Source organism: Streptomyces montanus (assembly GCF_005786655.1).
Taxonomy (GTDB): domain Bacteria; phylum Actinomycetota; class Actinomycetes; order Streptomycetales; family Streptomycetaceae; genus Streptomyces; species Streptomyces sporangiiformans.
Map to the genome: position 1 here is coordinate 168,475 of NZ_VBZC01000007.1, position 19,711 is coordinate 188,185.

Below are 19,711 nucleotides of genomic sequence, written 5' to 3' on the forward strand. Positions count from 1 at the left end.
CGGGCAGCGCCCATCACAACGACAGCCATCGGTCACACCTCCCCAACCAAGCCAAGTCACCAGCGGCAACCCCGGGTTGCCGCTCGAACATCACCGACCCTAGAGGTACACGGGCCTCGGCGCCATCGAATTACGGCGCACCCGACAGCGGCATGCACGCGCTGCCGGAGCACGAGTCCTCGGGCGGCCCCGGCCGCCCGTCATCGCTGAAGTCCCGTTCTGCCGTTGTCACTTGGCCCTCGAACGTCACGTGCGGTGTTACGGAAGAGTACCAATGCCCTTTCGGCCGTGGGCGTGTACTCGATGCTCGTAGGGTTGTCGGTCATGGCCGTTGGTGAGCCGGTGCCGCACGGTACGCACAACATGATGTCGGGCGGGATAGTGATCGGCCCGATGGTGATGGGTCGGGATGTCACCGTGGAGTTGCCCGCGGCGGTGCCGTCGGCGTTGAACGGGTTGCATGCAGGCACGTCGCAGTTCGTCGGCCGTGGGGCGATCCTGCGTGAGCTCTTGGATCTGCTGGCCCCGGGCGCGGCGGGATCGACGGTGGTGCAGGTGTCGGCGGTCGCGGGCCTGGCCGGAGTGGGCAAGACGGAGCTTGCGTTGCAGGCCGCCCACCAGGCTTTGGCCCGGGGCTGGTTTCCCGGCGGCGCGTTGATGGTGGACCTGCACGGCTATGAGCCGGAGCCCAAACGGCTGGAGTCGGGCCAGGCGCTGAGTGGGCTGTTGCGGGCGTTGTGCGTGCCGGACGAGCACATTCCGCCGGGGGTGCAGGACCGGGAGCGGCTGTACCGGGCGATTCTGGCGGAGTACGCCGCGCAGGGCAGACGGATCCTGGTGGTGATCGACAATGCCTCCTCCGGCAACCAGGCCGCGCCCTTGCTCCCGGGTGCTGGGGCGGCGATCGTGACATCGCGGCACACCTTGGCCGACCTGGATGGCCGGCTGCTGGATCTGGATGTGCTGTCCGCTCCTGAGGCGGTCGACCTACTTGACCGACTGCTGCGCCTCAAGCGCGGGGATGCCGATACTCGGGTGGCGGACGACCCTGGTCAGGCACGTCGACTGGTGGAGTTCTGCTCGGGGTTGCCGTTGGCGGTGGCGATCGTCGCCGCGTTGCTGGCGGCCCAGCCCGCCAAACCCCTGGCCCGGATGGCCGCTGACCTGGCTGCCGAGCACGCCCGGCCGGCCGAGCTGCGGTATGAGCAAACAGCGGTGCGGGCGGCGTTCGACCTGTCCTACGGGAACCTGGACGACGCTCAGGGCCGGTTGTTCCGGCTGCTGACCGTCAACCCCGGGCCTGAGGTGTCCACGGAGGCGGCCGCGATCCTGTCCGGGCTGGAGGAGCGGCCGGCCCGGCGGTTGTTGGAGGAGCTCGCCCGAGCTCATCTCATCGAACCCGCGGGTGTCTACGGCAGGTGGCGGATGCACGACCTGGTCCGCCTGTACGCCTCCGACCTCGGCGAGGCCAACGCCGGCCAAGACGACCGAATGGGAGCGCGGGCGCGACTGCTGGAGTACTACCTGACCACCAGCTGGAACGCCTCGTCCCATCTGAATCCGACGATCACCGACCCGGCCGCGCATGGCTTCGGCTACCAGGAGCAGGCACTGGCCTGGTTGGATGCCGAGCTGCCCAACCTGGTGGCCGCCTGCCGTACCGGCGCCGAGCTCACCCCGTTCGCCGGGATGGTCATGGCCCGGTCCCTGGGCCACTACCTGGTCAGGCGGCGACGCTTCGAGGAATGGGTCGAGCTCGCCACGCTGGCCGTGCACGCGTCCCGTCGTCTCAGCGACCGGCACGCCGAATGCAAGGCGCTCGGCGACTTGGGCGCCGCCTTGATGAACGCGCGGCGGTTCACCGAGGCCATCACCACCTGCCGAGACGCCGTGGCACTGTGCCGTGAAACCGGCGACCGACGCGGTGAGGGGATGGCACTGGGGAACATGGCGCAGGCCTTGCGGGAGATGCGGCAGCCCGAGGAGGCCATGATCGCCTGCCGGGACGCCGACGTCATCTTCCGTGAGACCGGCTTTCGGCGCGAGGAGGGCCTGGCACTGGCCACCCTGGGTGGTGTCCTGCTGCAGTCACGGCAGTTCGAGGAGGCCGTCGTCGCCTGCCGGGATGCCGCCGCCATCCTCCGCGAGACCGGCGACCGCGACAACGAGGGGACAGCGCTGGTCAACCTGGGGTTGGCGCTGGTGGAGACGCACCGGTTCGAAGAGGCCGTTGCCGCTTGCCGGGACGCCATCGCCATCTTCCGTGACACGGGCAACCGGCACGGCGAAGTCCTGCCGTTGACCAACCTGGGAGTAGCCCTGCAGGAACTGGGGCGACACGAGGAAGCCGTCACCACCCACCAAGACACCGTCGCCATGTACCGCGAGACCGACGACCGGGACGGCGAGGGGCGGGCACTGGCCCACCTGGGGCGTGCTCTGGCGCGGTCACAGCGCTACGAGGAGGCCGTCACCACCTGTCGGGACGCCGTCGAGATCCTCCGCGAGACGGGTGACCGGCACAATGAGGGCTTGGCACTGACCGGCCTGGGCGTTGCTCTGCACGAAACACATCGGCTCGAGGAAGCCATCACGACCACCCGGGTCGCTGTCACGATCCTCCGCGAGGTCGGCGACCGGCACCACGAAGGCTGGGCGCTGATCAACCTGGGGCTGGACCTGATGGACGCGCGGCGGTTCACAGAGGGCATCGACGCGTGCCTCGACGCCACCGCCATCTTCCGTGAGACCGGGGACCGCGACAACGAGGGGACGGCGCTGGCCAACTTGAGGCTCGTACTGGGCAAGATGGTGCGGCCCGGGGACACCGACCCCACCAGCGCTTTTTCACCGTGAGCGCGGCGTGCAGCGCCGATGACCCACCCTTTACCACGTCATGTGCGCGGCGGGCGGCCCTGACCGAAAAGTCACACCAAAACGCCCAACTTCTGGGTGGGGCCCATTAAGCAGGGACACAATGCGTGACAGGCGGCATCTTGGCCGAAAACGAACGGCAATTCGAAGGGCCCATTCATGACGTCAACCGCTGCGCGCAACAGGCACGCTCCGCGGCCGTTGGAAGCTCGCTGGCCGGCGGCCAGCCTTCTGGGTGGACTCTCGGCAGAGACGCGCGATCACCTGATCGGACTCGGGCGGCCGGTGCGCTTCGACGGGGGTGAACGGCTGCTGCGCGAGGGCGAGTACGGCTCTCACGTCTTCCTGCTGCTGAGCGGCTGGTTCAAGGTGCTGGCCACGACGGAGAACGACCGGGAGGCGCTGATGGCGGTCCGGGCCGGTGGTGACATCGTCGGTGAACTGGCCTGTTTTGACGCGCAGCCGCGTGTGGCCACGGTCGTGGCGGCCGGGGCCGGCATGGCGAAGAAGATAGGTCGTCAGGACTTCCTCGCGTCTCTTGCGCGGTACGACGACGTCGCGCAGGCGGTGATGCGCGCGGTGGCGGGGAAGCTGCGCTGGGCAACCCGACGGCGACAGGAGTTCGGGGGTTGCGCAGTGGGTACCCGGGTGGCCCGGGTGCTGGGTGAGCTGACCCGGGTGTACGGCCGGCCCTGCGAGGCCGGAATGTCGATCGGGGTATCGCTGACCCAACCGGAGCTGGCCGCGCTGGTCGGGGCCTCCGAGCCGAGCGTGCACAGGGTGTTGCGTTCGCTCCGCGAGCATCGGGTCATTGAGACCGGGTACCGGCGGATCCTGGTCCGGGACATGCCCGAACTGGGCCGGATCGCCGGTACGGACTGGGGCGCTCCGCCGCTCATCGCGTTGCCCCGGCCAGCATCAGCCATATCGCCGCCGCCACCACCATCGCGGCGACCCAGCTGACGGCGCGGGCGGTGTAGCCGTTCTTGAGTGAGGCGATCCGGGCGATGGCGTCCGCCGTCGCCCATGCCTGGGCTGCCAACTGCCCGCCGACCGCCCCGGAGGGGTCGGCGACGTCCAGTGAGAACCGGCTCGGTGCCGAGTGCCGCCCCGTGCGCGGACGGATCACCTGGACCAGCAGGTATCCCGACACGGTGAAGCTGAGCAGGTACGCGAAGGTGGCGAGCCAGAAGAGCACGGCCACCGGCTCGGTCGGCGCCGGGGCGCCCACCGAGCCGACCTTGGTGGCGACGACGGCCACGAGGCCGACATGCACGGTGACCATCATTCCGGCCTTGGCGTCGGCCTGTTGGGTGACCTGCTGGAACGAGGCCATCGCGGCGACCGCCGCTGCCAACTCCTGTGCTGTCGGGGCGTGTTCGGCCATTGCTCAGTGCCCGCCGTGGTGGAAGTGATGGATGTGGTGGCCGAGATCGTGGTGATGCGGATCCTGGTGATGGTGATCCTGCTGCGAGTCGGGGTGATGCGGGTCGGGGTGATGCGGGTCGGGGTGATGCGGGTCCGGGTGATGGGCATCCGGGTGGTACGGGTCGGGGTGGTACGGATCCGCTTGAGGAGGATCCGCGTGGTGGGCGTCGTGCGGGCCCGCGTGGTCCGGTCCGTCGAAGTCACCGTCCCGGTAGCCCGTATCGGCACCGGACTCCGGCAGCGCCCACTCCCGCAGCGCCTGGCTGTGCGAGACCACCGTGGCCGCGAGGTGCGCGGCGGCCAGCGCCGGAACGACGAACTCCCGCATGGCCGCGTGCCCCGGCGAGTGCCCCCAGATCACCGGTTCCGGGCTCGGATCCCTGGCGGGCGCCGATCTCGGCACGTACAGCCACGCGTCGGCGGCGAACTCCTTCTTCTCGGTGACCACCTCGGTCTGCCGGAAGTCCGAGGCGGGCAGCCCGTGGGCCTGCTGCACGATCACGTCCCGATAGAGCTCGTGCGGTACCGCAAGGGCCAGGTCGCTGTCGTCGTTGCGTTCCAGCGCGTTCCGCAGCCCGTCGGAGTCCACCAGGCGGCTGACCAGCACCACGCAGTCGCCCAGGTAGCCGCTGTCGGCCCGGGAGATGGACCCCAGCCCGAGTGCGGCCCGCATCCTCATCCGGCCGAAGGCTCCGGGCGCCTGGTTCGCCTCGTACAGGCCGTCCCGAAGCCCGAGGATCAGCTTCGGGACGGCTCGCACGAGGTCGGTACGGGCCGGGAAGACCACCAGCCGCCCGTCGCCCTGCAGTTGCTGCTGCGTACGGACCCGCAGAATCCGGGCGCGGCGCAGTGCGTGCTCGACCACGAGGCGGAGCCTGGCCTGTGCGTCGGCCTGCTCGGTGTAGGTGTGGCGGCTGTACTGGCGCAGGTCCACGGCCATGCACAGGCGCCTGCGGTAACGGGCCATCAGAGCAACGCCAGTTCGTCGACGAGGTCGCCGAGGTCGTCGCCGGCCCGCCGAAGCAGCGCGTCCAGCTGCTCGAGTTCGGCGCGGCGCTCTTCGACGGCCGTCTCGCCCTGCCGACGGGACTCCTGCGCCGACTCCACGCTCCGGGTCAGTTCCCTGGTCCGGGAGGAGAGCCCCCCGGTCACGTCACGGGCGATCGGTTCCATGGTCGTGGTGGCGAATGCCTGGGCCGCCTCACGGGCCTGCTTGGGCGCGGCCAGCCTGATCTGGGTGGCCATCTCGCGGCCGACCGCCTCCCGCATCTTGTTCTCCAGTCGGCTGCCGGCCTCCCTGCTCTTGATGAATCCGTGGACGAGCATGCTGCCGATCAGGGTCGGGATCCCGAAGGGGGTGAACATCCAGGCCATGGCGATCGCCAGAGTGATCGGCAGGGTGCGCAGCGCCTCCTTGGCCCCGAAACGGGCGCCGACCATGCCGCCCGCCACTCCGCCGAGGACCAGTCCGGCCGCCCCCGAAAGGAACCTGGTGAGCGGCTGTTCCTCCTGGCGTTCCCCGGCGCGCCCCGCGTCCCGTACTCCGGTGAGGCTGATCCGCAGCTCGTCCAGACGGGCCTCGAAGGAGTCCAGATGGGCGTTCATCCGCTCGGCGAGCTTCTCCATGTCCTGGTGGATCACCGGCTCCAGCGAACTGCTCACCCAGTCGGCCACCTTCTGCTCGATGGCCCTCGCGGTGCCGGCGGCGATCTCCTGGGTGACCTGTTCGGCACGCTCCGGAACCTTCAAGGGGTTGATACCGATCTTGGTCGTCAGAGGGACCTCCGCCGCGATCGCCGGAGCCTCGTCCGCCACGGACGCGAGGTAGCCGCCGAGCAGGGCTTCCACCCTGTCCTGGAGCATCCGGGTCTGGTTGCCGATGTCCAGCGTGATCTGCCGGGCCTGTACCTCCAGGTCACGCAGCGGCTGCTGGGCGGCTTCCCAGCGTCGTTCCAGGTCGGCGGCCTTCGTGTCGAGCAGGGCGAGTTCGTGGGGGATGTTGCGATCGAGCTCGCGGGCGAGGCCGCGCAGGGCACGCGCCGGAGCGAGGAGCTTGACCTTGTGACGGTCCGTCACCAGATAGCGTTCCAGGGCCTGTTCCAGATCGGCCACGCCGGAGTTCTCGTAGCCGGTGGAGTCGTCGGCCACCCGGGCGCGCAGCGCGGTCTTGGCGTCGACGAAGTAGAAGCGGTTCTCGTCCCGGTCCTCGCCGCGCAGTCCGAGGATGCGCTGTCGCGCGCCGGCGACGACGTCGTCCCGTTCGGTGTCCTCGATGGCGTCGAAGTAGGTGAAGACGAAGAAGGGGTCGTGCGCATCCAGGTAGGACGTGAGGAACTGCGACTCGCTGATGCTCATGGGGGCGATCGCGTGCTGGAGGAAGATCACCGCGTCTGCCTTGCGCAGGTGGGTGAGGGTGATCTCGTCGCGGTTGGCGTGCTCGTTGAGGCCGGGTGAGTCGATCAGTACGACATTGTGGCGGCACAGTTCCAGCGGCCAGATGACCTCGGCCCTGACGAAGGGGTTGCGCTGATCGCGTTCCTCGCTGTTGACGGTGATGAGGGCGGTGAGCTCCTCGGGGTGGACGGTCTCGGGCACCGCGGTGTCCTCCCGCCACAGTCGGGCGGCCGGCGGGTCGCCGAACTTGACCTCGGTGATGACGGCGGTGGCGGGCGTCGCCTTGACCGGCAGCACCTGGGCGCCCAAGAGGGCGTTGACAAAGGTGGACTTGCCGCGGTTGAAGTCACCGACCACCATCACATGGAAGGCGTCGCTGTCCATCCGTTCGAGCAGCGCGGTCACGACGCCTTCCGCCCCGCCGTTGCCGATCTGCCCGGCGATCTTCCCGAGTTGCCGGCAGATCTCCATCAGCCGCAGGCGCTGGGCGTCCGCGGCGCCGTAACCTACCGCTTCCGTGGTGGTCATAGTCGTCACTCTCTCCTTCAGTTCTGGAGTTCGGACCGGATACGTGCGGCCAGGGCGGCCGCGGGACGGGCCAGGGCCGACCAGTCGGCGCCGGAGCCGGGCGGGGATTCCAGCGCGGCCCGCCTGGCGTCGTGCCACAGCAAGCGGGACTGGCGCAGTTGGTCGAACACGTCGGTGTAGATCTCCGAGAGCAGGTCGACGGCCTGCCGCAGGAAGGCCGCGGTGCTGTCGTCGACCACGCGGACGAGCACGGCGTCGACCTCGCTGCGCTGCTGTTCGGTCGCGGACCGGATGGCGCCCTCGGCCAGCAGGCCGCCGATCAGGCTGAACCCCGCGCCGTAGATCATCGGTATCGGGGCCGAACGGGCAAGGGCGATCAAGTAGCCGACGATGGCGCCGCCCTGGGCGCCGAGCCGGGTCGCCAGCCGGGTCCTGGACAGGTCGGAGATCTCGCCGGAGAGCTGTGGTTCCACGGCGGGTCCGAGCCAGGCCGGGACGGGGCTCGGGGAGGCGCCGGGCAGTCGCCCGGCGACCTCGGCGTCGAGCCAGTCGGTGTCAGCGGTCAGGCCGGGCAGGACGGTGCGTTCGGACCGCTGGGCGAGCATCGACAGTTCGTGCCGTAGCCGGAACGGCAGGTCCCGTTCCCACCAGCCACCCGGGTCCTGGGAGCGTTCCAGTTCCCAGCGCAGCCGTTCGATGAGGCCGTCGCGTTCTTTCTGGACCTGTTCACGCAGCCGGGCGGTGAGGGCCAGTTGACGCCCTGTCAGGTCGATGCGGAGCTGCTCCCACTGCTGTTCCTCCTTCTCCAGCAGTGTCTGTGCCTGCCTGGCCCGTTCGTCGGCCTCGGTACGGGACAGCCCGTCGGCCGCGAGGGCCGCGGCGGCGATCCCGGTCATCGCCTCGCAGTGGTCGGCGACCTGTGCGGCGATGCGCCGGTCACGCCACAGCGCCCGTCCGCCGCCCCGGGCGAACTCTTCGACGAGTGAGCGCAGGGCCGCCAGCTCCGGCTCTCCTCCGCCGGGCTCCGGAGCCTGCAGTACGGGCAGTCGGCCGGGCAGGTCCTCCAGTCGCTGCCTGAGGTGTCGTACGGTCTCCTCGCGGTCCTCGGCGTCGACCAGGTCCAGCATGGTCACCACGACAGCGGTGAACGGCACATGGCGGCACAGCACCTCCTCCTGGAGGAGGCGGTATTCGGTGCTGCTCATGGGAGAAACGGCGGAGACGACGAACAGGACGGCGTCGCTGGCGGCGGCAGTGCGGCGTACCTGCTCGAGCTGCTCCTCGCTCCCGGAGTTGACTCCCGGCAGGTCCACCAACTCGATGCCCAGCTCCGTCAGCCAGGCGTCGGCCACGGCGGCGACCACGGCGGGCTCGGGAAGCACCGGATCGGAGGACGCCCCTTGCCGCGGCCTCGGGGAGGGCAGGGTGCCGGTGAGGCCGTCCCAGGGGTCCTCGGCGTCGAGACCGCGCAGTTCATGGGACCCGTCCGGCCAGGTGAGCCGCACCGACTCCTCCTGAGCCGCCCGGACCGTCACCGGGGCACGAGTGACCGGGCGCGGTCCCGTCGGCAGCAGGTCGCGGCTGATCAGCCGGTTGATCAGGGTGGACTTGCCCCGGTTGAACTCGCCCACCACCGCTATCCGGAAGGCCTGCCTACCGCGTTCGGCGGCCAGGGCTTCCAGGGCTGCGCCGATCCGGTCCAGCCCGTGTTCGTCGGCCAGTTGACGGGCCTCTCGCAGCCAACCGGGCGCGGCGGCGCTGACATCGGCGATGTGGGCGATGTGGGCGATGGTGGTGGGCGCGGGCGGCGGGGTGCCGGCGACAGGCGGGGAACCGTTGTCCATGGGGTCACTACTCCTCGAGGTCGGGGACGGTGCGAGCAGCCGCGCCGCGCAGAACGGCGACCTGCTCGCGACGGCGCCTGGCGGTGGCCGCCGCCTTCTCCAGGGCGGCGATACCGGCGGCCAGTTCGCCGCGCTGCCGGTCGTTCGCGGCGGTGAGACGGGCGATCTCCGCGCCCCACTCGTCGTCGTACTGCTCGCGGAGGGCGGCGATGCTGTCGGTGACTCCTGCGCGGATGCCCAGCAGGGTCGCGCTGACGAGGGTGCCGATTTCCTCGTGCGCGGCTGCGATGATCGGGCGGGCCCGCTGCAGGAACTGCTCGCGGGCCGCGTCGGGGCCGCGCTTGCCGATGAGCGCGCCGAGCGCGCCACCGATGACGGTGCCGATGCCGGGGGCGATCATGCTGCCGGCCAGGGCTCCGGCCATCGCCCCGCCGCCGGTGCGCCAGTTGTCGCTGGCGGTCAGCTGGGTGCCGATCGCGGTCAGCGTTTGATCGACGCCGGACAGGTCGGGGGCGGGCAGGTCGTTCGCCGCCACCGGGGGCGCCACGGGTGCGGCCCAGACCTCGCCGACCAGCCCTGCCAGGGCGCTGTACTCGGTGGTGAAGTCGCGCGCGAGCTCGTCGGCTCCGGATTTCAGCAGCTCCCCAGCCCGGTCCGCCGCGGTCCGAACGGCCCGCTCGGCCTCTTTCCGTAAGTGGAGCCGGACGATGCGGGAGACGTTTCCGGTCGCCTCGACCATGTTGCCGATCTTGTCGCCGGCCACGGCTGCGACCACTTGCGTGTCCAGCTTCGCCCGGGACGCCGCCGGAGTACGGACCGAGGCAGCGTGGGTCAGCTCGTTCCCGGCCCGGTCCGCGGTGCGCCGGGCCCAGGCGTCCAGAAAGCCCGGGAAGTCCGGCAGGGACAGGGCGGCCAGCCCACGCTCCGTACGGCTGAGTGCGGCACGCTGGGACTCTGCGGATTCCTCTACGGCGGCAAGCAACTCCGAGAGCAGCCCGAGCACGGTGGCCGCGATGGCAGACTGCCGTTTCTCGGCGGCCAGTCCCGCGATCCGTGCCTCGACCTCGCGGAACCTCGGAAGGTGCCCGTCCGCGTCGGGCCCGCCGGCGCCGGGCGTGGTGATCTGCTTCAGTGCCTCCCCCGGGGCACAGGGCAGCAGCACCGGATCACCGATCCCCAGATCCTTCAGCCGGTTCTCGACGACCTCGACGACCTCGGGCCGTTCGTCGTCATCAAGCAGGTCGACCTTGGTGAGCACGAAGGCACACCGGTCGTGGTGGTCCAGCAGCGGTCCGTTGAGAAAGTCCACCAGTGTCATCGACATCGCGGCGACGGCCGGCACCACGACCAGCGCGAGGTCCGCCTGCCGCGCGGCGGCCACGGCCAGCTCCCGATGTCCCCGGTTGCTCACGCTGAACCCCGGTGTGTCGAGCACCGTCGTGCCCTCGCCCAGCATGCGGACGGGCGACAGGACCTCCAGCCCTCGTACCTGTTCGGCCAGTTCGGTGGTCAGCACCCGCTCCAGGGCGTCCTCCAGATCGTCCGGCCGGGACGCGTGACGCAGCCCCGCCCACTGGGCGAACGCCCCGGACGGCCACGTCAGCACGGCATCGTCAGCTGTGCGGACCACCAAGCCCTCGGCGTCGTCCCGGTACCTCAGCACGGTCGTGGTGTGCGTGGTCACCCGGGCGGACGAGGGCAGCAGGCGGCGCTGCAGAAAAGCGTTGAGCAGGGTGCTCTTGCCGCTGGACGCCTCGCCGAACACCGCGACCCGCAGCTCCGGGTCGGCGGCGCGCGCTTCGACCGCGCGAAGCCGGGAACGCAACATGTCCCGGCGCTCGGCCGGGAGGCTGAGACTGTCGAGCAGGCCGTGGATCCACCGCAGGTGCCCGGCGACCGCCGAGCCCCCGTCCCCCAGGCCATTCACCACCAGCTGTTTCGTCACGTCGCCAGCGTAGAAACGGCTGCCGGGTCAACTTCTCATCAGACGATGGGATCGGCGCGATATGCCCCGCACCTCGACCCGGCCCACGGGCGCCCCGGCGTCCGTCCTGGCTCGGGCCGCGTACGGCGGGCTCGGGGTCTCCGTCATCGGAATGCTCCCCGACGGCCGTCCCTGGAGCGGCACAGGCGCGCCCCGTGTGGGGAGGCACTACCGAGGGCGGGCCGGTACGCCGGTACGACCAAGGGCCCTAGCCGCGCAGCGTGACCGTAAAGCTCCGTCCGTACGCGTGGTGGGTGTTGAAGTCCAGCCGGGTTCCGCCGGGGACCGAGCTCACGCTTACCCCGTCGTCCGACCTGACCGCCCGCAGCGACCGGCCGCGGAGCAGGACACCGACCGTGTCCCGGTGCATGGTCGGGTCGGACACGGCGACGGTCGTCGGGCCACGGCGTTCGCGCTGGACGATCACCGAGGCAGGCCCCTCGATGCGCATCCCGGCGGTCTCGTGGCGGCCGCGCGTGAAGCTGTTGGCAGCCGTCAGGCCGAGGCCGGTGTGGGTGACGGCCTGCAGGCGAGAGGTGTTCGCCAGGACCTTCAGTGGTCCGCGCAGGTACGAACGCAGCCCGGCCTCGCCCGCGTTCGGCACCAACACGTAGGCCAGGCGGATGGGTTCGGCTCCGGGGGCCTGGTCGACCGTCACACCGAAGACAGTGCGGGTCACGGCGGTGTCCGGGTTCGAGGTGCGGACGGCCCGGCGGCTGCGGGTGACCTTGTCCAGGGCGACCCTCACCTGCGGGGTGTCGAGGAAGACATAGCCGACGGCGGTCCGCCGCGTGGCGTTGGCGTAGCGCAGCCAGTGCAGGTCACCGATGCCTGAGCCGGTCCAGGGACGGCCGTCGCGCAGCATCCCGGTGACGGAGACCTGGTCGTCCGGTGCGGCGGTACGGGCGTCGACCGTCGTGGCCACGGCCCGTCCCGCGCCGTCGCCGACCCCCGCCGCGAGCACCACGATCTCCTCGTCGAGGAGGAACCACGACTTCGTCGCCGTCGCGTTGCGGTACACGACGAAGTCGTCCGGCAGGAGGCCCGCACCCTTGTCGCGGTAGGAGACGTCGTCGGACTGCACCATCCCGGCCGCGCCGTACGCGCCGAGGACGGCGCCGCCGGAGTGCCGGTTGGTGCCGCGCGGGAAGTAGACGTACGTGTTCTGCGACGCGGACGACGAGGTGAAGTTCAGCGGGTGGCCGGGGTTGTCGTAGTACGGCTTCCCGTACAGCTCCGGGATGGTGTGCCGCTGCTCGACCGGCGCGGTGACACCGGCAAGGCCATACGGCGAAACGGTGGTGAAGTGGTCGACGCCGTACGCCTGGGTCTGGTCCTGCCCGGAGAGGTAGAGGTAATACGCACCATCGCCCTGGAACCACGGCATGAGGTTCTCGCCGTTCATGTACTCGTACTTGCTGATCCGGTCGGAGCTGCGGGCGAGCGCGAACGCGTACCCCGGTCTGCGGTGCACGGTCTTGTCCATGGCGTTGAAGGCGACGCTGCGCGAGCCTGGGTTGAGGTCCGCGGCCGGGATGGTGGCGTCGCCGATGATGTCGGCGTAACGCACGATGCCGACCGGAGAGACGAAGCCGGCCGGATCGAGGGCGGTGCGCGAGGTCGACCGGATGTGCTTGACGTAGCTCTTCAGGGCGATGGCGTCGGCGCCGCTCGCGAGCGAGGAGAGGTCGACGACGGCCTCGACGACCACCCCGACATCGGTGTAGCCGGTGTCCGTCCGCGCGACCGCCCTCCCCTTGACGATCTCCATCATCCAGCCCTCGAAGATCAGCGGCGCGAAGCCGTTCTTCACCCAGCCCCGCACGGTCGGCACCAGTTCCTCACCGTGCGCGAATCCCGTACCGTCGAGGATCTTGAGGGTCTGGACGACACGCGTCAGCAGGCCCTTGCCGTAGGAGCCGGTATAGGCGACGGAGGCGTGCTGGATGAAGGAGCCGTCGGCGTAATAGCCGTCCGTGACACCGTGGTTGAGGTGGTACGGGTCGATGGTGGCGAAGACCGTGAGCTGGTCGGTGAGGGCCTTGCGGATGCGTGCGTCGTCACCGAGGAGCGCGCCCTGGAGGATCCGGTTGGTGGTGATGTCGGCGAGGTTGGCGCCGGTGTGGAAACGCGAGTCGAGGTTCACGTCCCCGTCGATGCCATTGCGGAGGTAGGCGTCCATCGAGGCGACGTAGGTGCTCACGAGGCCGGGGCGGTACGCCTCCACCTCGTCGGAGAGTAACGCCAGGGTCTTGCCGATGTGCTGGGAGAGACCGATCTCCCAGTGGAACCAGTTGCCGTAGTAGCCCTTGGACTGGTCACCGTAGTAGCGCTCGTGCAGCCAGACGAGACCGTCGATCACCCGGCGCTGCACGGTGGTGTTCTGGTACAGATCCGAGGAGGCGCTGCCCGGGGTGCGGGTGGCGAGGGCTGTCTCGTACAGCCGCCGGAAGGCAGTGTTGAGGTTGGCCTCGTCGGTGCCGAGCGTCAGATTGGCGAACAGTTCGCCCGCGCCGGCGGCGTCCATCGACTTCAGATTCGTCCGCGCGGCCTGGTCGATGGCGGCGAGCTTGACGGCCGTCTCCGGCCGGGCGTTGGACTCGGCGGTCCCGGCGAACACCGCCACGGTGTTGGCCAGGAGACGTGCGCTGCCCGCGGCGATCTCGGCGGCGCTCGCCGACCGCGAGGGGATCACCGTCAGAAGACCGGCGGCTGACAGGGCGGACAACAGGCGTCTGCGGGTGATCTCCATGGCTTCCTCCGCCGTTGAATGGGCGTTCTGCCGGGCGGAGTCAAGCAGACGGCCCGCTCAGCGACAAGGGCGCTCGGCCACCGGCCTAGGGCCTGTGTCGAAAGTGGCGCCTGCCGGCCGACGCCACTTTCGACACAGGCCCTAGCCGGCGCACGCAGGGGCGGGGACCGAGCCGTGGGCCGTCGGAGCGTTCGGGCCCGGCGGAGCTGCGGTTGCGTGAGCCGACGGCACGCTCAAGGATGGCTGAGGGGAAGCGGCTCCGCCTTCTGGAGGCAGCCATGAGGCTTCACAGGGCGATACCGCCCGCCGATCGCCCTCTGCGCTGCCTGGTGACCGGGGCGACCGGCTATATCGGGAGCAGGCTGGTGCCCGAGCTGCTGGCGACGGGATACTCCGTGCGCTGTCTGGCCCGCTCGACCGGCAAGCTGCGCGATCACCCCTGGGCCGGACAAGTGGAGGCCGTGCGCGGGGACGTGACGGACGCGGACTCCGTCAGCGCGGCGATGGAGGACATCGACGTCGCGTATTACCTCGTGCATTCGCTGGGCAGCGGGTCCGGCTTCGAGGAGACCGACCGCCGCGCGGCCCGGCTGTTCGGCGAGAGGGCTCGCGTTGCCGGAATCCGCCGGATCGTCTATCTCGGCGGTCTGACCCCGGCAGGGGTGCCCGAGCGTGAGCTGTCACCGCATCTACGGTCTCGGGCCGAAGTGGGCCACATCCTCCTGGCCTCGGGCGTGCCGACCGCCGCGCTGCGGGCTGCCGTGATCATCGGTTCGGGCTCGGCGTCGTTCGAGATGCTGCGTTATCTGACCGAGCGACTGCCGGCGATGGTGACGCCGAGCTGGGTGAGCACGCGGACACAGCCGATTGCCGTCCGCGACGTGCTCCGCCTGCTCGTGGGGTGCGCGCGGCTGCCGGACGACGTGAACCGCACGTTCGACATCGGCGGGCCGGACATCGTCACGTACCGGGACATGATGCGGCGGTACGCCGCTGTCGGGGGTCTGCCGCAGCGCCTCATCGTTCCGGTGCCGGTGCTCTCGCCACGGTTGTCCAGCCTCTGGGTCGGCCTGGTCACGCCCGTGCCGGGAGCCGTCGCACGTCCACTGGTCGAGTCGCTGCGTCACGAGGTCGTCTGCGCCGAACACGACATCGCGCGTTATGTGCCGGACCCCACGGACGGTCTGCTCGGCCTGGACGAGGCGCTCCGGCTGGCGCTGAAGCGTATTCGCGACACCGATGTGGCCACCCTCCCCCGGTCTCCGTCCGAGGGGATCCCCGGGCCCTCCGCCTCCGTGCCCGCCGCGCCGAGCGATCCACTGCCGACGGATCCCGACTGGGCGGGCGGGAGCCTCTACTCCGATCGCCGCGAGCGCGCCGTCCACGCGTCGCCGGAGACACTGTGGCGAGTGGTGGAGGGCATCGGGGGCGAGAACGGCTGGTACTCCTCCCCGTCGGCCTGGGCACTGCGGAGCTGGCTCGACCGACTGGCGGGCGGGGTCGGCCTGCGCCGGGGCCGCCGGGACGCGGCGAGGCTGAGCGTCGGGGACCATGTCGACTTCTGGCAGGTGGAGGAGATCGAGCCCGGTCGGCTGCTGCGGCTCAGGGCGGAGATGCGGCTGCCGGGGCTTGCCTGGCTGGAGCTGAGGATCGACCGGGACCCGGCGGGAGGGACGGTGTACCGGCAGCAAGCCCTGTTCCACCCGCACGGCCTGGCCGGGCATCTCTACTGGTGGGGCATCTCTCCCTGGCACGCCGTGGTGTTCGGTGGCATGGCCCGGAACATCGCCGCCGAAGCCGAGGCGAGCGCCGTCGCCGCGGGCTGACAGAAGCGGTCGTGCGCGTCCGCGTCGCGCTGCCGACGACGGACCCGCGGCGCCACGGCCAAGCTGTTCCGCCGACCGTCGGCGGAGCCGCTCGGCTCACACCCGCTCGGCTCACACCCGCTCGGCTCACACCCGCTCAGCTCGTCTCCGCTCAGCTCACATCCGTACAGCTCTGCCCGTTCAACGTGAAGTCGTACGGCGGCGAGTTGTAGCCCTGCCAGGACGCGAGGAAGCCGACACCGAACTTGCCGCCCGCGGGCACGGACCTGTTGTAGTCGGCGGCGGTGGCCGTCACATGGGAGCCGTCCTGCTCGAAGCTGCCGTCCCACATCTGGGTGACCCGCTGGCCGTCGCGGAACTTCCAGCCGACGCGCCAGCTGTCGAGGGCTTTGGTTGAGGTGACCGTGACGGTGCCCTGGAAGCCGTCCGGCCACTGGTTGACCAGGTCGTAACTGGCCTTGCAGTAGGGGGACTTCGTGGGGGTGGGATCGCCCGTGTGCGAGGACGACGAGTCGCCCTGGGGCTCCTTGCCCTGCTGCTTGTCCGACTGCCGATCCCCATCCGAGCGGGATCCGGAGTCCGAGCCCGACTCGGAGTGCGACGGACCCGAGTCCGGGTCCGTGGGCTTCGGAGGCAAGGAGGTGGCGGACGGCAGAGCCTCGACCGGAGGCACCTGGTCCCCCACCGGCTCCCGCCCCGCCGACTCGTCCCGTACGGTGCCGCCGTCGGAGTCGAATGCCCCCAGTGAGACCACGAGCGCGAGTAACGACACGATGCCGGCCCCGACGAGAAGCCCGGCGCGCCCGATCCGGACCTTGCCCTCCTCCGGTACGGGCGCTCCCTCGTCCAAGTCCGCGACGGCCCGGCTCAGCCCGGACTCCACTGCTCTGCGCCGCCGCTCCAGATAGGCGAGTCCGCCCCAGCCGATCACGCCGCTCGCGAGGGCCCCGGGCAGCCCGGTGCCGCCCAGCCGCAGACAGGCGGCGGCTTCCGCGCACTCGACGCATGTCGCGAGATGCTTGGAGAGGTCCTCGGGCGTGTCGGCGCCGGGCGAGCGGGTGACGGCGTCGAGGAGCCGGGCGTATCTGCGGCACTCCGCGTCGAGCGGGGTGTCGAGGTGGTTGCGGTGGCAGCGGTCGCGGAACACGGTGCGCACCTGGGCGAGTTCCTCAGCGACGCTCTCCGGGTCGAGGCCGAGTCTGCGGGCCACCGCGGGCAGCGGCATCGCCTCGGCCTCGGCCAGCCACAGCAACGCCGCGTCCGGTTCCTGCATGTCCCGCAGTCCGCGCAGCGCGAGCGGCCGGTGCAGCGGCGGTCCCGTATAGCGGGCCGCCTTCTCGGAGTTGAGCCACAGCCGCAGATCCGGGTCGAGGCGCTGGCCGAGGCCGCGCGACTCCCAGGTGTCGGCCGTCTTGCGTACGGCGGTCAGCAGCAGCGGTATACGGGGCAGTCGCGGCGCCCGGCTCCGGCGCCCGGCGCCCTTGCCGTCGCCCTCGGCGGCACGCACCTCACGTATGCCGTGGGAGAACGCCTCGGAGGCCAGTTGTCGTGCGGTGGCGGAACCGGCGGTGCACAGGTCGGCGTAGGACAGCACCGCGTCCCAGCACTCCGAGAACAGCGTCGCCTCGGCGGCATCCTGGGGGGTCGGCAGGTCAGGCATGAGCGGGGTCTTCACCTGGATCCGGAAGGAGGGAGTCAACTCACCTCAGGGCATACGGAAGTTGAGCGGGGACGTCTCAAGGGGGACCAGAGTTTTTCACGGTACCCGCACAACTGACAAGCGCCACCAGCACATGCGTTCACTCCGGCCCCACGCCCCCATCAGCCCGGGCACGCTCCCAGCCGAGGCCGCGGCACCCCATCAGCCCGCGTGCGCCTCCTCGTTCGCCGGAAGGCTGTCCATGAACGAGCTCACCGAGAAGACCGCGTGCCCGGGCCCGGGCGGGCCGTATCCGGGCGGCGAGGACAGCCCGAAGTCCTCCATGGTCGAGCGGTAGGCGTCGAGCAGCCGGATGTGGTACTCCAGCGCCGCGCCCTGCGGATTGGCCTTGCCCAGGGGGGTCGTCGGCTCGGGGCACCATGTGGTGAACCGGGGCGTGATGCCGTGCGACATGAAGAAGCGCAGGCCCTCCGTGGTCGAGGCGATGGCCTCGTCGACCGTCGTGAAGCCGAAGGGCTCCGCCATCTCGACGCCCGCGACGAAGTTGGGGATGACGTTGCGCGCGCCGAAGATCTCCGCCGAGTCGAGGATGCGCTTGTGCCACTCGTCACGGCCGACGTAGCGCTCCTTGCCGGGGCAGTACAGCTCGAAGAGACGGCGGTCCCACACCTCGTAGTTGGGGTGGTAGATCTGCACGCCGTAGTCCTTGAAGCGCTGCACGTCGTCGCGCGGCAGCGCCTGCGCGACCACCTTCCCGATCCACCGCCCCGGGAACCGCTCCTCGATGGCCTTGGCGTAGTGACCGTAGAAGTCGGCCTCGTCGCGCCCGGCGACCTTTGAGGTGATCGCCCCGCCGGTCAGCGTGTACGCGGTGGACACCTTCGCGGTGTCGTACCGGTCGATGATCTCCAGCGCTTCGAGGACCTCCTCGACGTCCTTCACGCCGGTGTACGGGCGCCCGGCGGCCTTGTGCTGGCGCCAGTTGTGGTTGATGTCGCAGTACTGGCACTCCTCCTTGGCACCGAAGTACTGGCAGACCCGGAAGACCGTGAGGTAGATCAGGTAGCCCCACTGAATCGTCGGGGCCACCTCCATGACGGACTTTCCATTGGCGAGGGTGTGCCGGTAGTACTCCGGCATCGGCGGGACCCCGACGTCCGAGATCCGCTTCCCGTCGAGGTAGAGCCCGAGCATGCCGTCGTCCCCGGCGGCCACCCGGTACGGCGAGGACGGATTCACGCGTACGGACACGACCGTCCGCCGCAGGTCGTACGGGCCCCCGGTGAGGATGATCTCCTCCGGCGGGCGGCGCAGCGCGGCCTCGCCCAGCTCGGGCAGGGTGCCGTGGTCGAAGGAGAAGATGAAGTACGACTTCGGCTTGACGTCTCCGTCCTCGTTGTCGGAGAGCGCCGAGTCGTCGAAGGCCACGCCTCCGCGGAGCAGGTCCTCCTTGAAGACGGCCTCTCGCGGCACATGCGGGAACCTCTCCATCAAATCCTCGACCAGTGCGGTACGGCTGCCCATCCCGTTCTCCTCACTCCCGGCTCGTGTGCTCGACTCCTCACGGTATGCCCCTGCCTACGGGGCTGCGGGCTCGGGTCCGCCAGGCCCTGTCATGCGCGAGACGTCTAGAGTCGGCCCGTGATCACCTCGCCGACGTCCCTGCACCACACGGACCACCCCGGTCCGGACCCTGCCGTCCTTCTCGTGCACGGCTGGGGCGGCGACGGCGACGACTGGACGCCCACGCTGCCGTACTGGCGGCATCGGGTGATCGTGCCGGACCTGCGCGGTCACGGCCGCTCCCCGCGGCCGGACGAGGGCTATGGTCCGCGCGACTTCGCCGCCGATCTGGCGCGACTGCTGCGGCGACTCGGCACCGGTCCGGTGATCGCCGTCGGCCACTCGATGGGCGGGCAGGCCGTGACCGCACTGGCCGTCGAGTATCCGGATCTCGTCAGGGCCTTGGTGGTCGTCGACCCGGCGTACGGCGCCGATGAGGAGCAGATCGCGGGGGTCCCCGCCGCGCAGGAGGAGCTCCTGCGGGAGGGGACCGCCTGGGCGGTCCGCTTCGTGGCGGGCGCCTTCCGGCCGGGAGCGCACGACGAACTCAGGGAGCGGCAGCAGCGGCTGATGGCCGCGATGGACCTGGATGTGCTGCTGCGGTGCCGGGTCGGGATGTATCTGGCCCCGGACGCGTTCGGATCCCGGCCCGCGGCCCGCGCGTATCTGGCACGACGTGACTGCCCGGTGCTGGCCGTGTACGCGACGCGGGGAGCCGCCGACTTCGAGCGCGGCACCCTGACGCATCCGGCGTCACGCGTGGAGGTCTTCCACGGGTGCGGCCACTTCCTGCACGAGGAGCGTCCCCGGGACCTGGTGGCCCTCGTGCAGGAGTGGTCCGCGGCCCTGGGTTAGGTC

General features: G+C 70.4%; 12 protein-coding genes. 4 read left to right on the forward strand and 8 right to left on the reverse strand.

Annotation, left to right across the window (positions count from 1 at the left end):
• The first annotated feature begins 324 nt into the window (after positions 1-324).
• Together FE633_RS08395 and FE633_RS08400 are read left to right on the forward strand one after the other, a co-directional pair.
• Positions 325-2,856, forward strand: a complete 2,532-nt coding sequence (locus FE633_RS08395; protein WP_171059858.1) for a tetratricopeptide repeat protein — start codon at positions 325-327, stop codon at positions 2,854-2,856.
• 177 nt (positions 2,857-3,033) lie between these two features.
• Entirely contained in the window at positions 3,034-3,837 is an 804-nt protein-coding gene (locus FE633_RS08400; RefSeq protein WP_138044455.1) for a Crp/Fnr family transcriptional regulator, read from the forward strand.
• Here FE633_RS08400 and FE633_RS08405 read toward each other — a convergent pair.
• From FE633_RS08405 to FE633_RS08430, 6 genes are all read right to left on the reverse strand, one after another.
• A complete protein-coding gene (locus tag FE633_RS08405; RefSeq protein WP_138044456.1) occupies positions 3,770-4,261 on the reverse strand; it encodes a Pycsar system effector family protein in 492 nt (163 codons plus the stop codon). The two genes, FE633_RS08400 and FE633_RS08405, sit on opposite strands and share 68 nt — an antisense overlap.
• Positions 4,262-4,264: 3 nt before the next feature.
• Positions 4,265-5,269, reverse strand: coding sequence for a hypothetical protein (locus FE633_RS08410; RefSeq protein ID WP_138044457.1), 1,005 nt, complete (start codon positions 5,267-5,269; stop codon positions 4,265-4,267).
• Entirely contained in the window at positions 5,269-7,224 is a 1,956-nt protein-coding gene (locus FE633_RS08415; RefSeq protein ID WP_138044458.1) for a dynamin family protein, read from the reverse strand. Before FE633_RS08415 ends, FE633_RS08410 begins: the two co-directional genes overlap by 1 nt.
• 17 nt (positions 7,225-7,241) lie before the next feature.
• Positions 7,242-9,068: a dynamin family protein gene (locus FE633_RS08420; RefSeq protein ID WP_138044459.1), complete on the reverse strand. Its 1,827-nt coding sequence runs from the start codon at positions 9,066-9,068 to the stop codon at positions 7,242-7,244.
• Between the two features lie 7 nt (positions 9,069-9,075).
• Positions 9,076-11,013, reverse strand: coding sequence for a dynamin family protein (locus FE633_RS08425; RefSeq protein WP_138044460.1), 1,938 nt, complete (start codon positions 11,011-11,013; stop codon positions 9,076-9,078).
• 247 nt (positions 11,014-11,260) lie between these two features.
• A complete protein-coding gene (locus tag FE633_RS08430; RefSeq protein ID WP_138044461.1) occupies positions 11,261-13,804 on the reverse strand; it encodes a polysaccharide lyase family 8 super-sandwich domain-containing protein in 2,544 nt (847 codons plus the stop codon).
• Positions 13,805-14,082: 278 nt separating this feature from the next.
• Between FE633_RS08430 and FE633_RS08435 the strand changes: the two genes are divergently transcribed.
• Positions 14,083-15,630, forward strand: a complete 1,548-nt coding sequence (locus FE633_RS08435; RefSeq protein ID WP_138044462.1) for an SDR family oxidoreductase — start codon at positions 14,083-14,085, stop codon at positions 15,628-15,630.
• 151 nt (positions 15,631-15,781) lie between these two features.
• Here FE633_RS08435 and FE633_RS08440 read toward each other — a convergent pair whose 3' ends face one another.
• Positions 15,782-17,290 (reverse strand): cellulose-binding domain-containing protein, encoded by a 1,509-nt coding sequence (locus FE633_RS08440; RefSeq protein WP_138044463.1) that lies wholly within the window; start codon positions 17,288-17,290, stop codon positions 15,782-15,784.
• A gap of 201 nt (positions 17,291-17,491) precedes the next feature.
• Complete coding sequence (locus tag FE633_RS08445) at positions 17,492-18,814, reverse strand: radical SAM protein (protein WP_138044464.1); 1,323 nt, start codon at positions 18,812-18,814, stop codon at positions 17,492-17,494.
• A gap of 117 nt (positions 18,815-18,931) precedes the next feature.
• On the opposite strand from FE633_RS08445, the gene FE633_RS08450 reads away from it, so the two are divergent.
• Entirely contained in the window at positions 18,932-19,708 is a 777-nt protein-coding gene (locus FE633_RS08450) for an alpha/beta fold hydrolase (protein WP_138044465.1), read from the forward strand.
• The last annotated feature ends 3 nt before the right edge of the window (positions 19,709-19,711 follow it).

Bases quoted from the DNA above. Each gene is read 5' to 3' on its own strand.
- FE633_RS08415 (WP_138044458.1), bottom strand. From the start codon at position 7,224: ATGACCACCACGGAAGCGGTAGGTTACGGCGCCGCGGACGCCCAGCGC.
- FE633_RS08420 (WP_138044459.1), bottom strand. From the start codon at position 9,068: ATGGACAACGGTTCCCCGCCTGTCGCCGGCACCCCGCCGCCCGCGCCC.
- FE633_RS08410 (WP_138044457.1), bottom strand. From the start codon at position 5,269: ATGGCCCGTTACCGCAGGCGCCTGTGCATGGCCGTGGACCTGCGCCAG.
- FE633_RS08435 (WP_138044462.1), top strand. From the start codon at position 14,083: ATGAGGCTTCACAGGGCGATACCGCCCGCCGATCGCCCTCTGCGCTGC.
- FE633_RS08430 (WP_138044461.1), bottom strand. From the start codon at position 13,804: ATGGAGATCACCCGCAGACGCCTGTTGTCCGCCCTGTCAGCCGCCGGT.
- FE633_RS08445 (WP_138044464.1), bottom strand. From the start codon at position 18,814: ATGGGCAGCCGTACCGCACTGGTCGAGGATTTGATGGAGAGGTTCCCG.
- FE633_RS08400 (WP_138044455.1), top strand. From the start codon at position 3,034: ATGACGTCAACCGCTGCGCGCAACAGGCACGCTCCGCGGCCGTTGGAA.
- FE633_RS08440 (WP_138044463.1), bottom strand. From the start codon at position 17,290: ATGCCTGACCTGCCGACCCCCCAGGATGCCGCCGAGGCGACGCTGTTC.
- FE633_RS08405 (WP_138044456.1), bottom strand. From the start codon at position 4,261: ATGGCCGAACACGCCCCGACAGCACAGGAGTTGGCAGCGGCGGTCGCC.
- FE633_RS08395 (WP_171059858.1), top strand. From the start codon at position 325: ATGGCCGTTGGTGAGCCGGTGCCGCACGGTACGCACAACATGATGTCG.